At 64.6% G+C, this 15,158-nt stretch carries 9 protein-coding genes; 4 read left to right on the top strand and 5 right to left on the bottom strand.

The features are described from left to right. Nucleotides 1-6 precede the first annotated feature (6 nt). The 3 genes from MESOP_RS00935 to MESOP_RS00925 form a co-directional block, all read right to left on the bottom strand. Nucleotides 7-2,808 (bottom strand): [protein-PII] uridylyltransferase, encoded by a 2,802-nt coding sequence (locus tag MESOP_RS00935; protein ID WP_013891434.1) that lies wholly within the window; start codon nucleotides 2,806-2,808, stop codon nucleotides 7-9. A gap of 89 nt (nucleotides 2,809-2,897) precedes the next feature. Further along, nucleotides 2,898-3,695: a glycosyltransferase family 25 protein gene (locus MESOP_RS00930; RefSeq protein ID WP_013891433.1), complete on the bottom strand. Its 798-nt coding sequence runs from the start codon at nucleotides 3,693-3,695 to the stop codon at nucleotides 2,898-2,900. 210 nt (nucleotides 3,696-3,905) lie between these two features. Further along, entirely contained in the window at nucleotides 3,906-4,751 is an 846-nt protein-coding gene (locus MESOP_RS00925; RefSeq protein ID WP_013891432.1) for a glycosyltransferase family 25 protein, read from the bottom strand. 189 nt (nucleotides 4,752-4,940) lie between these two features. Here MESOP_RS00925 and MESOP_RS00920 point away from each other — a divergent pair, with 189 nt between their 5' ends. The 3 genes from MESOP_RS00920 to MESOP_RS00910 all read left to right on the top strand — a co-directional run bounded on the left by MESOP_RS00920 (nucleotide 4,941) and on the right by MESOP_RS00910 (nucleotide 8,806). Continuing rightward, a complete protein-coding gene (locus MESOP_RS00920; RefSeq protein WP_013891431.1) occupies nucleotides 4,941-7,439 on the top strand; it encodes a heavy metal translocating P-type ATPase in 2,499 nt (832 codons plus the stop codon). Nucleotides 7,440-7,482: 43 nt separating this feature from the next. Further along, a complete protein-coding gene (copM, locus tag MESOP_RS00915) occupies nucleotides 7,483-7,875 on the top strand; it encodes a CopM family metallochaperone (protein WP_013891430.1) in 393 nt (130 codons plus the stop codon). An 85-nt stretch (nucleotides 7,876-7,960) separates the two neighbouring features. After that, the gene (locus MESOP_RS00910; protein WP_013891429.1) at nucleotides 7,961-8,806 is read left to right on the top strand and encodes an aldo/keto reductase; all 846 of its coding nucleotides are present in this window, start codon (nucleotides 7,961-7,963) and stop codon (nucleotides 8,804-8,806) included. 202 nt (nucleotides 8,807-9,008) lie between these two features. On the opposite strand, the gene mutS is transcribed toward MESOP_RS00910, so the two are convergent. Further along, nucleotides 9,009-11,732, bottom strand: a complete 2,724-nt coding sequence (gene mutS, locus MESOP_RS00905) for a DNA mismatch repair protein MutS (RefSeq protein ID WP_013891428.1) — start codon at nucleotides 11,730-11,732, stop codon at nucleotides 9,009-9,011. A 211-nt stretch (nucleotides 11,733-11,943) separates the two neighbouring features. Here mutS and MESOP_RS00900 point away from each other — a divergent pair, with 211 nt between their 5' ends. After that, nucleotides 11,944-14,223, top strand: a complete 2,280-nt coding sequence (locus MESOP_RS00900; protein WP_013891427.1) for an NADP-dependent malic enzyme — start codon at nucleotides 11,944-11,946, stop codon at nucleotides 14,221-14,223. Between the two features lie 62 nt (nucleotides 14,224-14,285). On the opposite strand, the gene MESOP_RS00895 is transcribed toward MESOP_RS00900, so the two are convergent. Continuing rightward, complete coding sequence (locus MESOP_RS00895; RefSeq protein ID WP_013891426.1) at nucleotides 14,286-14,972, bottom strand: antitoxin Xre/MbcA/ParS-like domain-containing protein; 687 nt, start codon at nucleotides 14,970-14,972, stop codon at nucleotides 14,286-14,288. Nucleotides 14,973-15,158 lie beyond the last annotated feature (186 nt).

Raw genomic sequence — 15,158 nt, 5'->3', positions numbered from 1 at the left:
TGGCTCTCACTCGGCGGCCGCCTTGGCCCTGCCGCCGCGCTCCGGCGCGGCGCCTTCGAGCGTCGCTATCAGCCGGTTGCGGATCGTGGCAATGCGGGCCGGACTGTCGATCTTCTGGCCGGTGAGGTCGGTGACGTAGAAGGTGTCGATGACCTTTTCGCCGAAGGTGGTGATGTGGGCCGACGCAATGTCGAGCGACAGGTCGGACAGGGTTCTGGTGATCTCCGACAGCAGGCCAGGGCGGTCGAGCCCCTCGACCTCGATGACCGAAAAGCGGTTCGACAGCGCATTGCGGATTTCGGCGCGGGGCGGGATCTTGAACACCTTGGAGCCGCGCCGTGGCTTGGTGCGCTTCTCGATCATCTCCGGCAGCCAGCTCTTGCCGGACAGCACGTCCTCGATCAGCCGACCGACACGCTCGGCGCGCCGCCGCTCGTCCTCGTCACGGTCGAACTCCCTCGAGATCAGGATCGTGTCGAGGGCGCGGCCGTCCGACGTGGTGAAGATCTGCGCGTCGACAATGTTGCCGCCGGCGCCGGCGCATGCCCCGGCAATGACGGAGAGAAGACGCGGGTGGTCCTGCGCCAGAACGGTGATTTCGGTCACCGCTTCGAACTGGTGCGTCTTGACCATGGTGGCAAGCTTTTTGCCCGCCGCATCCGCATCGCGGATGAATTCGGCATGGCGAAGCTGGTCCGGCAGGTCGACGGTCAGGAGATAATTCTCGTAGTGCTGGCCGACATAGCGTTTGCGGGCCTTGTCTGGCCAGTCGGCGAGCGCCTCGGCCAGACGCTCGCGCGACGCCGCCGTCCGCTGCGCACGTGACACTTCCGAGAAGCCGCCGGTCAAAAGCAGTTCGGTCTCATAGTAGAGCGTGCGCAGCAACTGGCCCTTCCAGCCGTTCCAGACACCTGGTCCCACGCCCCTGATGTCGCAAACGGTCAGGATCAAAAGCATCTTCAGCCGCTCGACCGACTGCACGATCGCGGCGAAATCCTCGATGGTCTTGCGGTCGTTGAGGTCGCGGGTCTGCGCCGTCATCGACATCACGAGATGGTTCTCGACCAGCCAGGCAACGGTTTCGGTATCGGCCGGCGACAGCCCCATATGCGGGCAGATGCGGCGTGCGATCCGGGCGCCGGCCTCCGAATGATCCTCTGGCCTGCCCTTGGCGATGTCGTGCAACAGCACCGCGACATAGAGCGCCTCGCGGCTCTTCTTCAGGCCAGGCATCAGCGAATGCGACAGCGGATGCACCTTCTCGCCATCGCCGCGCTCGATCTCGGCCAGCACGCCGATACAGCGGATCAGGTGCTCGTCCACCGTGTAGTGGTGGTACATCGAGAACTGCATCATGGCGACGATCTTGCCGAAATCCGGGATCAGCCGGCCCAGCAGCCCGGCCTCGTTCATGCGGCGCAGGTTGAGCTCGGCATTGCGGTCCGACGTCAAAATGTCGAGGAACAGCCGGTTGGCCTCTTCGTCGCGCCTGAGCGACTTGTTGACCAGGCCGAGCGAGCGGGTGAGCAGCTTCAGCGCATCGGGATGGAATTCCAGCCCGTGCTTGTCGGCGAACCAGAATAGTCTCAGCAGATTGACCGGGTCGCGTTCGAACACCTGGTCGTCGGCGATGTTGATGCGATGGTTGTCGACAATGAAATCCGACGTGCCGGCCAGCTTGCGCTTGCGGCGCTGGAAGGTGAGGAAGATGCGGTTGAAGCCGGGAACATGCTTGGCCTGCTCCTCCTCCAGTGCCGCGCAGAAGATGCGCGTGAGGTCGCCGACATCCTTGGCGACGAGGAAGTAGTGCTTCATGAAGCGCTCGACCGCCGACAGGCCGGGATGGGTGGTATAACCCAGCCGTTCGGCGATCTCGCGCTGGATGTCGAAATGCAGCCGCTCCTCGGCCTTGCCGGTGAGGAAATGCATGTGGCAGCGCACCGCCCACAGGAAGTCCTCGGCCTTCTGGAATTCGCGATACTCGGCATCGGTGAAGACGCCCTTCTCGACCAGTTCTTCTCCAGTGCGCACCCGATAGAAATACTTGCCGATCCAGAACAGCGTCTGCAGGTCGCGCAGGCCGCCCTTGCCGTCCTTGACATTGGGCTCGACAAGATAGCGGCTTTCGCCGGCCTTGGCGTGGCGCTCGTCGCGTTCGGCGAGCTTGGCCTGGACATATTCCGGACCGGTGGTGCGCACCACCTCATGGTCGAAGCGCAGCATCAACTCGTCATAGAGCTTGCGCTCGCCCCACAGGAAGCGCGCCTCCAGGATCGAGGTGCGAATGGTGATGTCGGTGCGCGACAGCCGCAGGCACTCGTCGATGTTGCGGGTGGCATGGCCGACCTTCAGCCCGAGGTCCCACAGCATGTAGAGCATGTATTCGACTGTCTGTTCGCCCCACGGCGTCTGCTTGTAGGGCAAGAGGAACAGAAGGTCGATGTCGGATCCCGGCGCCAGCGTGCCGCGGCCATAGCCGCCGACCGCAACCACGACCATGCGCTCGGCCGACGACGGGTTCTTCACCCGGTAGACATGGGTCGCGGCGAAATCGTAAAGCGCCCGGATCAGCTCATCCATCACATGCGACAGCCGCTCGGCGCAGGCATTGCCGCCGCCATCCTGCCTCAGCATGGCCTCGGCTTTTCTGCGGCCCTCGGCGAGCCGGCCCTTGAGAAGCTGGAGAACGGCCGCGCGGATGACAGGGCTGGAACCATCGCCGGCGCTCGCCGCGGTCAGCGCCGTCATCTCGCGGCGCAAGGTTTCGCCGTCGATCAGTTCATCGAGCTTCAGGGAGATTTTCGCCATAGGTATCGGTTGGCCTTGCCTTTTGGGCGGCGTCTATAGCGCGTTTTCGCGGCGCTGGGTATGGGGCCGGCCGACAGCCCGGAATTGGCTTAGTCGATTGCCTCGATGGGGCCGAAGGGCACGACAATCTGCCGCCGCAGCCTGCAGAAGTCGGCGATCCACCTCATGGTCCGCCCGGCTTCCCGGCTGATTCTCACCGCCGTCGGCTTCCTCTGCCTTGTCATAAGCCCACTCGCGGTCCGCGCGGCATCTCGTTCCTGGTCGAGCAGGCTCGGCAGCCTGTAGCCGACGAACTGGTCTTGCGCGCAGAGGGCGGGAACAAGTTGGTAGATATTCCTGCCGGCCGACATAGCGGGGTTAAAGATGAGATCGTCGACAGCTATGTTGACTTGCGCCGTTGCCTCCAGAAACTCGCGCGCCATTTGCCGCGAGAGGAGATAACCCCCAGCCCCTGGATGGCCCTTGCGGAGCCGGACCGTGGAAAAACCGTGTCCGGCAGGGGCCCTTCTCCTCTGGATCACGGTTCTGGAGAAGAACGTCTCGAGCTTCACGACGTCCGCGTCCTCCGGAACCCAGCTCGTATCGCCCAGCAACGCACCGGCTCTGCCGGAAAACACCATGTCGTCCTCGAAGACGGCGCCGTACGGGGCGTCGTCCTGGGCGATGATCGTCCAGCAGGCACGATGGCTATGCAGGCAGGCGATCTCGCTGCCGGCGAGGGGCCGGATGGCATGTATCGCGTGCTGCGGCTGCTGCACCAGATTGGGATGTTCCTGGGCATCGATCCCCGCGACCCGCTCGAACCCAATGCCGATGCGGGCGAACTCCGATGTCATGTGGACAAGTCGGTCGGGAGATCGATCGAGATTGATGACCAGGCGCTTCATTTGACGAAATCGTTGTCTTCCGGGAGTGGCGGCGTTCTCTAGCACACCGGAGCCGGTGTCTGTTGACTTTTTAAGAGTATTTTGCGCCGTGATGAAATGATAGTGCCGAAATGGTCAATTTCTACTTTGCCGGCCACAGCAAGTTCGAAGCAGTGCCTGAACCAAAACTACCGGGCTTTCGGATACGGATCGGTCTTGCCCTTTGGGCGTCTAAAGCGCGTTCTCGTTGCCGCCGGCGGCCAGGCAAGACATCGGCTCTTCAGCCGCAGGGGGATCGAGCGCAATGACCGTATAATGCCGCAGCTTGCAGTGATCGACGACCCACTCGACGACCCGCCTGATTTCTACCCTTATCTTCTCGGCGAGGGGCTTTCTGCGCTTGATGGTCAGCCCGCTTGCGACCCATTCGGCTTCGCGCTCTTCGTAAAGCAGGCTTGGCAATCTGTCGCCCACGAACTGGTCCTGCGCACAGAGTGCGGGAACGAGTTGGTAGATCGTCTTGCTTGCCGACGTCGGGAACACGGGGTTGAAGAGGAGATCGTCGGCAGCTGCGCTGGCCTGCGCGGTAGCTTCCAGGAGGTCGCGCGCCATCTGCCTGGAGACGATGTAGCCGCCGGTCCCCATATGGCTCCTGCGAAGCCTGAATAGGGAGAAGCCGTTGCCGACGGCGATCCTTTTCCTCTGGATCATGGTCTTGCTGAAGAATGTTTCGAGTTTGACGGCATCGGCATCGGCCGAAATCCAGCCACTATCGGCCAGAAGGGCACCGGCTTTCGCGGAGAACACGACGTCGTCCTCGAAGACGGCGCCATAAGGGGCATCGTCTTGAGCGATGATCGACCAGCAGGCGCGATGGCTGTGCATGCAGGCGACCTCGCTGGAGGACAGGCGCCGGACGGCGTAGATCGAAAATTGTGGCTGCAGCACCAACTCAGGATGGTCACGGGCATCGGTCGCGACGATTCGCGCGAAGGCGATGCCGATGCGGGCAAACTCCGCCGTGATGTGGGCGAGCCGGTCGGGAGACCGATCAAGATTGATGACCAGACATTTCATTGATTTACCGGGATTCGAATTGTTGTCGGAGGGCCGAGCGTTAGCACACGCAGCGCTACGGAATGTCGACTTTTTCTGGGCGAACAGCCGGGTTGAGCCTCGAAATACGAATAATCAAAACAGCCCTTGACCTTCCAGTTACTGGAAGCACTACCTCCGGCTGGAAGCAGTTGGAAAGAGGCCTTCGCAATGGCGCATTCAGATCACGATCATCACACGCATGGCGGCTGCTGCGCGCCGAAAGCCGTGGACGCGGGCGCGGTCCTGCGCGATCCGGTCTGCGGCATGACCGTGGATCCGGCCGCCGGCAAGCCGACAGCAGAACATGGCGGCCGGCTCTATCACTTCTGCAGCGAAGGCTGCCGCACGAAATTCCAGGCCGAGCCGGAGAAATACCTGACGGCCATCGACCCCGTCTGCGGCATAAGCGTCGATCGCGCCACGGCCAGGCACTTTGTCCGCCATGAAGGCCAGGGCTTCTATTTCTGCTCCGCCGGCTGCAAGGCGAAGTTCGAGGCGGCCCCGCAAGCCTATCTCGGCGACAAGCCGGTGCCGGCGCCGATGCCCAAGGGTACGCAGTACACCTGCCCCATGCATCCCGAGATCGTCCGCGACAAGCCCGGCTCCTGCCCGATCTGTGGCATGGCGCTGGAGCCAATGGGCGTGCCGACTGGCGATGAAGGACCTAATCCGGAGCTGGTCGACTTCACCAGGCGGTTCTGGGTCAGCGCGGCCCTGTCGATCCCGCTTCTGATCGTCGCCATGGCGCCGATGGTCGGCCTGTCGTTCGAAGGACTGGTCGGGGATCGCACAAAGGTCTGGATCGAGCTGGCCCTGGCAAGCCCGGTGGTGCTTTGGGCCGCCTTTCCCTTCTTTCATCGCGGCTGGGAATCGATACTCAACCGCAGCCCCAATATGTGGACGCTGATTTCGCTCGGTGTCGGTGCCGCCTATCTCTACAGCGTCGTCGCCACGCTGTTCCCGGACATTTTCCCGCATCAGTTCCGCGGCCATGGCGGTGCGGTGCCGGTCTATTTTGAGGCTGCCGCCGTCATCGTCGCGCTGGTCTTCCTCGGCCAGGTGCTGGAATTGCGCGCCCGAGAAAAGACCGGTTCGGCGATCCGCGCCCTGCTCGATCTGGCGCCCAAGACAGCGCGGCGGATCGCTGAAGACGGCTCCGAGAGCGACGTCCCGCTGGACGGCGTCAAGGCCGGGGACCGCTTGCGCGTCCGTCCGGGCGAAGCCGTTCCGGTCGACGGCACCGTGCTCGAAGGCCGCTCTTCCATCGACGAATCGATGATCACGGGCGAGCCGTTGCCGGTCGAAAAGACCGAAGGCGACGCGCTGACCGGCGGCACGCTCAACAGGCAAGGCTCGCTGATCATGCGCGCCGAACGGATCGGTTCCGAGACCACGCTCGCGCGCATCGTCGAACTCGTCGCCAAGGCACAGCGCTCGCGCGCGCCGATCCAGGGGTTGGCCGACCGCGTTTCCTTCTACTTTGTTCCGGCCGTCGTCCTGGTTGCCGTCGCGGCCTTCATTGCCTGGGCGGTCCTTGGTCCAGAGCCCAGCCTGGTCTTTGCCGTCGTCTCGGCGGTCTCGGTGCTGATCATCGCCTGTCCCTGTGCGCTTGGGCTTGCCACGCCGATGTCGATCATGACCGCCACCGGGCGCGGCGCTCTTGCCGGCGTGCTGATCAAGGAGGCCGCCGCACTCGAACGCTTTGCCTCCGTCGACACGCTGATCGTCGACAAGACCGGCACGCTGACCGAAGGCCGGCCGAAGCTGACCGATATCGTAACTGCCAGCGGCTTTGCCGAGGACGACTTGCTGGGGCTTGCGGCAAGTCTCGAGAAGGGGTCTGAACACCCCTTGGCCGAGGCCATCGTCGAAGGCGCCGCGGCGCGCGGCGTGACCGTCGCCCACGTCGGCGATTTCGAGGCGACCACCGGCAAGGGCGTTTCAGGCACCGTGTCGGGCAAGACTGTCGCGCTCGGCAATGCCGCGATGATGCGCGATCTCGGCGTCGATGTTTCCGCCGTTGCGGCCAGCGCGGAGGCGTTGCAGGGCGACGGCAAGACGGCGATGTTCGTCGCTGTCGGCGGCAGGCTGGCCGGCATCGTCGCCGTTGCCGATCCGGTCAAGGCGACCACCGCCGAGGCGATCAAGGCCCTGCATGACAGCGGCTTGAGGATCATCATGGCGACCGGCGACAATGAACGCACGGCCAAGGCGATCGCCGGCAGCCTCGGTATCGACGAGGTGCGCGCCGGGCTCTTGCCGGAACAGAAGGCAGCGCTCGTCGACGAGTTGCGCGGCACGAGCGCCGGCGTCGCCATGGCCGGCGATGGCGTCAACGACGCACCCGCGCTTGCCGCCGCCGATGTCGGCATCGCCATGGGTACCGGCGCCGATGTCGCGGTCGAAAGTGCTGGCATCACCCTGGTCAAGGGCGATCTCAACGGCATCGTGCGGGCCCGCGCGCTGGCCCAGGCCACCATCCGCAACATCCGCCAGAACCTGTTCTTCGCCTTCCTCTACAATGTGCTTGGCGTACCGGTCGCCGCCGGCGTGCTCTATCCGCTCACCGGCACGCTTTTGTCGCCGATGCTGGCGGCGGCGGCGATGAGCCTGTCGTCGGTGTCGGTAATCGCCAACGCATTGCGGCTGAGAACGTTGAAACTCTGATCCAAACCCCCAAATACGAAATCCCTGCAACAGGAGACCATGAATGACCTTGGCTAAGAAACTCGTGCTTTTGCTGATGGCGGCCGGAATGCTGCTTGCAGTCTTCCTCGAAAGCGTCCCCGCGCAAAGCGAAGAGATGAAACACGACATGACCGGCATGGCAATGGGCGCGGAAAGCCCGTCGACCGAGGGCTACAAGGCGGCGATGGACAAGATGCACGCCGGCATGATGGCCTCGCAGTATACCGGCAATGCCGACGTCGATTTCGTCCGAGGCATGATCCCGCACCATCAGGGCGCCATCGACATGGCCAAGGTCGAGCTTGCCAATGGCAAGGATCCCGAAATCCGCAAGCTGGCCGAGGCGGTCATCGCCGCGCAGGAGACCGAGATCAAGCAGATGCAGGACTGGCTTGCTGCCCATCCGGTTAAATAGGGGTCCGACAGATCGCCGGGGGCGAGAACGCCTCTGGATTTCTCGCCCGGCCTGTGATGCGATCCGGTCCCGAACGGAGCCTGCCATGCCATCGACCGTCAGAACCACCACGCTGCCCTCCGGCGAAGCCATTGCCGTGCTCGGCCAGGGCACGTGGAAGATGGGCGAGGATATCAGGCGCCGTGGCGATGAGATCGCTGCTCTCAAGCTTGGCCTCGATCTCGGCGTCACGCTGATCGACACCGCCGAGATGTATGCCAGCGGCGGTGCCGAGGAGGTCGTGGCCGAAGCCATAGCCGGGCGCCGCGCCGAGGTTTTCCTGGTCTCGAAAGTTCTGCCGTCGAACGCTTCGCGCGCGGGCGTGCAGCGCGCCTGCGAGAACAGCCTGAAGCGCCTCGCCACCGACCGCATCGACCTCTATCTCTTGCATTGGCCTGGCAGCGTGCCCTTGGCGGAGACGGTCGAAGCCTTCGAGGCGTTGAAGAAAGCCGGCAAGATTCGCCACTGGGGCGTCAGCAATTTCGACATCGAGGAGATGGAAGACCTCGCCGGCTTGCCCGATGGCGGTAATGTCCAGACCAACCAGGTGCTTTACAATCTGGTCCGGCGCGGCCTCGAGTTCGATCTAGCGCCCTGGAGCCGCAAGCGCGGCATTCCGCTGATGGCCTATTCGCCGGTCGAACAGGGTGCATTGGCGCGCAATGCCAGGCTCGACGCGGTCGCCGCCCGCCATGGCGCCACCGCGGCACAAATCGCCCTGGCCTGGGTGATGCAGCAAGAGGGCGTCATCGCCATTCCCAAGGCCAGCAGCCAGGAGCACGTCCGCCAGAACTTTGCCGCGCTCGACATCAAGCTTATCGGTGAAGATCTCGCCGATCTCGACCGTGCCTTCCCGCCGCCGACGCGAAAGCGCGGGCTGGAGATGATCTAGACAGCGCAGGTCGCGTTCCTTCACACCCCCCTCTGGCCTGCCGGCGATCTCCCCCGCAAGGGGGGAGATTGGACGTAACCTTGGCTTTCGCCAATCACCAACAGTGTAGGATGAGCGGAGCGCGGGAGCTGCCGATCTCCCCCCTTGCGGGGGAGATGCCCGGTAGGGCAGAGGGGGGTGCTGTCCCGCCAGCCCTTACCGGCTACATCAGCCCCTTCAGCCGGTAAAGCGCCTCCAGCGCTTCCCTCGGCGTCATCTCGTCGGGATTGATCTCGCCGAGCGCGGCGCCCAGCGCGTCGCTCTTCACCGGCTTCGGTGCTTCGCGCTTCACCGCCACGGAAAACAGCGGCAAATCGTCGACCAGCCGGTTGGTCTTGCCGGAAACCTCGCCTTCCTCCAGCTGGTGCAGCACTTGTTTGGCCCGGTCGACCACCGCTTCCGGCAGACCGGCGAGGCGCGCCACCTGGACGCCGTAGGAGCGATCGGCCGCACCCTTTCCGACCTCGTGCAGGAAGACGACGTCGTTTTCCCATTCCTTGACGCGCATGGTGACGTTGTGGAGCCGCGCCAGCTTGCCGGCGAGCGAGGTCATTTCGTGGAAATGGGTGGCGAAAATTGCCCGGCAGCGGTTCTTCTCGTGCAAATATTCCACCGCCGCCCAGGCGATCGACAGGCCGTCGAAAGTGGCGGTGCCGCGGCCGATCTCGTCCAGGATCACCAGCGCCCGTTCGCCGGCCTGGTTGAGGATCGCCGCCGTCTCGACCATCTCGACCATGAAGGTCGAACGGCCGCGCGCCAGGTCGTCGGAAGCGCCGACGCGCGAGAACAGCCGGTCGACGACACCGATATGGGCCGATGCCGCCGGCACGAACGAGCCGGTCTGGGCGAGAATGGCGATCAGCGCGTTTTGCCGCAGGAACGTCGATTTACCGCCCATGTTGGGGCCGGTCAGAAGCCAGATCGCGCCGTTTTTGGCGTTCCCCTCCGGCGAAAGGTCGCAATCATTGGCGACAAACGGACCCTCGCCGGAACGGCGCAGGGCCTGCTCGACCACGGGATGCCTGCCGCCGGAAATCTCGAAGGCGAGGCTCGAATCCACCACCGGCCGGCACCAGGCCTCGCTTTCCGACAAAAGCGCCAATGCCGCCGAGACGTCGAGCACGGCGAGCGCATCGGCGCCGGCGCGGATTTTATCCGCCTCGCCGACCGCTTCCGCCGTCAGCGCATCGAAGGCGGCGAGCTCGATGCCGAGCGCCCGGTCGGCGGCATTGGCGATCTTGGTCTCGAGTTCGGCGAGTTCGGTCGTGGTGAAGCGCATGGCATTGGCCATGGTCTGGCGGTGGATGAAGCGCGCCTTGGCGCCATCGCTGCCGGTCATCACCGCATGATGGTTGGCGGTCACTTCGATGTAGTAGCCGAGCACATTGTTGTGCCGGATCTTCAGCGAGCGGATGCCGGTCTCCTCGATCAGCGAGCGCTCCAGCCCGGCGATCACTTTTCGCGACTCGTCGCGCAACGCCCGCATCTCGTCGAGTTCGCCGTGATAGCCGCCGCGCAGGAAGCCGCCGTCGCGCTTGAGCAGCGGCAGTTCCTCGCCAAGCGCCTGCGTCAGATGCCGGGCCAGCGCCTGGGGCAGCGCATGAATGGCGGCGAGCGCATCAGCCAATTCCTGGGGCAGGGCGGTCTCCGCAAAGATTTCGGCGATGGCGCCGGCCGCCTCGAAGCCGGCGCGCAATGCGCCGAGGTCCCGCGGGCCGCCCCGGTTGAGCGCCAGCCTGGAAAGCGCGCGCGGCATGTCCGCGACGCTCTTCAAGCTTGTCCGCACCGCCTGGCACAGCCGCGTTTCGGACCGAAAGAACGACACCGAATCCAGGCGTGCGCCGATCGCAGCCGGGTCGGTCAGCGGCGCCATCAGCCGGTCGGCGAGCAGCCTGGCGCCGCCACCGGTCACCGTGCGGTCGATCGCCTTGAACAACGAGCCTTCGCGGTTGCCCGACAATGTGCGGAGCAGCTCCAGATTCCCACGTGTCGCCGGATCGATGAACAGCGTCGAGCCCTGTTCCTCGCGCTCGGGCCGCGACAATGGCGGGCGCTCGGCCTTCTGCGTCTTCTCGACATAGGCAATGGCGCCCGAGATTGCCGACAGCTCGGCGCGCGAAAACGTGCCGAAACTGTCCGGCGTCGCCACGTCGAAGAAGCGGGCGATGCGCCCGGTGGCCGAGGCCGAATCGAACAGCGATGGCGGCTGCGGGTTGGCGACCCGGCCAAGCACGTCGAACACCGGCTTCAGCTCGGCATCGTAAAACACCGGTTCGGCGACGATCAGCTCGCGCGGATCGACGCGAAAAATGTCGGCCAGCAGCCGGTCGGCGGTGGTCTCGGCGACGCGGAAGGCGCCTGTCGAGATGTCGATCCAGGCCAATGCGAAGGAATGATCGGCTCCGCCCTTCACTCGTCCCAGCGCCATCAGGAAGCTCGATTCCGATGGCGCCAGCAATTTGTCCTCGGTGATGGTGCCCGGCGTCACCAGCCGCACCACGTCGCGGCGCACCACCGATTTGGAGCCGCGCTTCTTGGCCTCGGCCGGATCCTCGATCTGCTCGCAGACGGCAACGCGAAAACCCTGGCCGATCAGCTTCTGCAGGTAATCGTCGGCGGCATGCACCGGCACGCCGCACATCGGGATGTCATGGCCCTGGTGCTTGCCGCGCTTGGTCAAGACGATGCCCAGTGCCCGGCTGGCCTTTTCGGCATCGTCGAAGAACAGCTCGTAGAAATCGCCCATGCGGTAGAACAGCAGCGAATCCGGGTTCGCCGCCTTGATCTCGATGAACTGCTCCATCATCGGCGTGACGGCGGGCGCACCAGGCTGTAGCGGCGTCATCGCCTCGGGGGCGTCTGGCTCGTTCGGGCTGTGCATGTTCATGCGCGGCACGCTAGCAGATGTGATTGCCGGGTTTAATGCCGGAGCCTCGAAAAGCAGGGGACGACTGGCTGGTCGCTTGCCGGCATTTGCGCGCCGGCCTGCGATTCCCGCGCGCTGGCGGTTTACACGCGGCGGCGCGTGGTCTTAATTCGGACCGAAACAAGGCACCCGCTTCAAGGAGGTGCTGCACCGGCGAGGAAATCAGGACATCATGGCCAGGAAAACCGAGAACAGCGGTCCGTCCGTCAGCGCGCAGGAAGCGCTCGAATTCCACGCGATGGGCCGGCCCGGCAAGCTGGAGATCGTCGCCACCAAGCCGATGACGACGCAGCGCGATCTCAGCCTCGCCTATTCGCCGGGTGTCGCCGTGCCGGTGCGCGCCATCGCCGAGGATCCGAGCCGCGCCTTCGACTACACGACGCGCGGCAACATGGTCGCCGTCATCTCCAACGGCACCGCCATTCTCGGTCTGGGAAATCTCGGCGCGCTGGCCTCCAAGCCGGTCATGGAAGGCAAGGCGGTGTTGTTCAAGCGCTTCGCCGATGTCGATTCGATCGATCTCGAGGTCGACACCGAGGATGCCGAGGAGTTCATCAACTGCGTGCGTTATCTCGGCCCCTCCTTCGGCGGCATCAATCTCGAAGACATCAAGGCGCCGGAATGCTTCATCATCGAGCAGCGCCTGCGCGAGCTGATGGATATCCCGGTCTTCCACGACGACCAGCACGGCACCGCCATCATTTCGTCCGCCGGCCTGATCAACGCGCTGGAGGTCACTGGTCGCGACATGAAGACCACCAGGCTGGTCTGCAATGGCGCCGGTGCCGCCGGCATCGCCTGCATCGAGCTGATGAAGGCGATGGGTTTTGCCCCGGAAAACATCATCCTGTGCGACACCAAGGGCGTCGTCTACCAGGGCCGCACCGAAGGCATGAACCAGTGGAAGTCGGCGCATGCGGTCAAGACCGACAGGCGCAGCCTTGCCGAAGCGCTCGACGGCGCCGACGTCTTCCTCGGCCTCTCCGCCAAGGGTGCGCTGACCACCGCCATGGTGCAGTCGATGGCCAAGAACCCGATCATCTTCGCCATGGCCAATCCCGATCCCGAGATCACGCCGGAAGAAGTGGCCGAGATCCGCACCGACGCGATCATGGCCACGGGGCGGTCCGATTACCCCAACCAGGTCAACAACGTGCTCGGCTTCCCCTATATCTTCCGCGGTGCGCTGGATGTGCGGGCGACCACCATCAACGACGACATGAAGATCGCCGCCGCGCGCGCGCTCGCCGAACTGGCGCGCCAGGACGTGCCTGACGACGTCGCCGCCGCCTACCAGGGCAACAGGCCGAGATTCGGACCCAATTACATCATCCCGGTGCCGTTCGACCCGCGCCTGATCTCGGCCATTCCGCTCGCGGTGGCCAAGGCGGCGATGGATTCGGGCGTTGCCCGCAAGCCGATCCTCGACCTCGACCGCTACGCGCAGGAACTGTCCGCCCGGCGCGATCCGATCGCCTCCACCTTGCAGCGCATCTATGACCGCGTGCGCCGCCAGCCCAAGCGCATCGTCTTCGCCGAGGGCGAGGAGGAGCAGGTGATGCGCGCCGCCGTCTCCTATGTGAACCAGAAACTCGGCACCGCCATCCTGCTCGGCCGCGACGACGTCATCAAGGAGAACGCCAAGCACGCCGGCATCGACCTCAACAAGCAAGGCATCGAGATCATCAATGCCCGGCTGTCGCGCCGCAACGGCATCTACACCGACTACCTCTACGAGCGCATGCAGCGCAAAGGCTTCCTGTTTCGCGATTGCCAGCGCCTGATCAACAATGACCGCAACCACTTCGCCGCCTGCATGGTGGCGCTGGGCGATGCCGACGGCATCGTCACCGGCGTCACCCGCAACTATTCCACCGCGCTCGACGACATCCGCCGCGTCATCGACGCCAAGCCTGGTCACCGCGTCATCGGCGTCTCGATCGTGCTGGCGCGAGGCAAGACCGTGCTGGTCGCCGACACCGCCGTGCACGACATGCCCAACGCCGAGCAGATCGCCGACATCGCCGAGGAAGCGGCCGGCTTTGCCCGCCGCATGGGCTACGAGCCGAGGCTCGCAATGCTCGCCTATTCCACCTTCGGCCACCCGCAGGGCGAGCGCTCGGAGCGCGTCCAGGAGGCCGTGCGCATCCTCGACAAGCGCCGCGTCGACTTCGAGTATGACGGTGAAATGGCCGCCGACGTCGCGCTCAACGCACGCGCCATGGCACAATACCCGTTCATCAGGCTGACTGGTCCGGCCAATGTGCTGGTCATGCCGGCCTTCCACTCGGCCTCGATCTCGACCAAGATGCTGCAGGAACTTGGCGGCTCGACGGTCATCGGCCCGCTGCTGGTCGGCCTCAACAAGCCGGTCCAGATCGTCTCGCTGAATGCCAAGGATAGCGACATCGTCAACATGGCGGCGATCGCGGCCTATACGGCGGGGACTTGAGCGGCGATCCGGGCAGCAGGCAAGAGCCGATTGTGAGCCTGTGAACGCTTTTCCAGCGAAGCTCAGCCCGGCGGGAAAACCCGCGCGGCCTCGACCACATCCTCGACCTGATCCGCTCGCAGCAGATCGATCGGTATGCGGCCGTCGAGTTGCGCCGCCGGGCGTGTCAGCCACAGCCAGGCGAGCCTCGGATTGCCGATCAGCTTGAGCACGTCGCTTATGCCTGCCACCGGCCTGCCGTCGACGAACTGCGCCAGCGGGAAGACGTGTTTGCGGCCGCCCTTGCGCAAGGCGATGACATCGCCGCGTCGTTGCCAGCGGTGCAGGGTCGAACGAGCGATGCGCAGGTTTTCTTCCAGATAGGTCGAGCCGGCGACGCGGCCAGCCCAGTCCTCGATCAGCATCGATTCGAGGTCGTCGGATTGCGGGGAAGGTGGTTCGCCGGCCGACAACGGCACCGGCAGGCCGGCGGTGCCGGCTTCGCTGCGGCGCGCCGCTTCAGCCGCGAGCGCGCGCACGAATTTCTGGGCAAGGCCGGGAAGGTCGGCATGGATGGTATCGATGGCGCGCTGGTGTCTCGGCGACAGCGAGGTGACGGCGGACGCTATGCTGCCGGCAATCTTGCCGACGGAGACCACGGTGGATTGGTTTATGGCCTCGTCATAGTGGGCAAGCGCGCGTTCGACGTCTTCCGCGACCATCTCCGCGAAGTCGTCCTGCCCGAGACCGGTTGTCTGAAATCTGTTCATGCATCTGTCTTCCGGGCCGCGCTCCTCCCTTAGCCGCGGCCGGTTGCTGAATTTCTAGTGCTGAAAACGAAGATCGCGGCGGCAACGTCTCGCGCCGCCCGACAGCTTGCTGCCTTGCATTTTTGAACATCCCATCTGATTGCGGGCGCCCCGAAATGTTCAGTCGCGGGAGGCTCGCGATTTCGT

This window comes from Mesorhizobium opportunistum WSM2075, assembly GCF_000176035.2.
Taxonomy (GTDB): Bacteria; Pseudomonadota; Alphaproteobacteria; order Rhizobiales; family Rhizobiaceae; genus Mesorhizobium; species Mesorhizobium opportunistum.
This window is presented reverse-complemented; position numbering and strand designations above follow the sequence as displayed.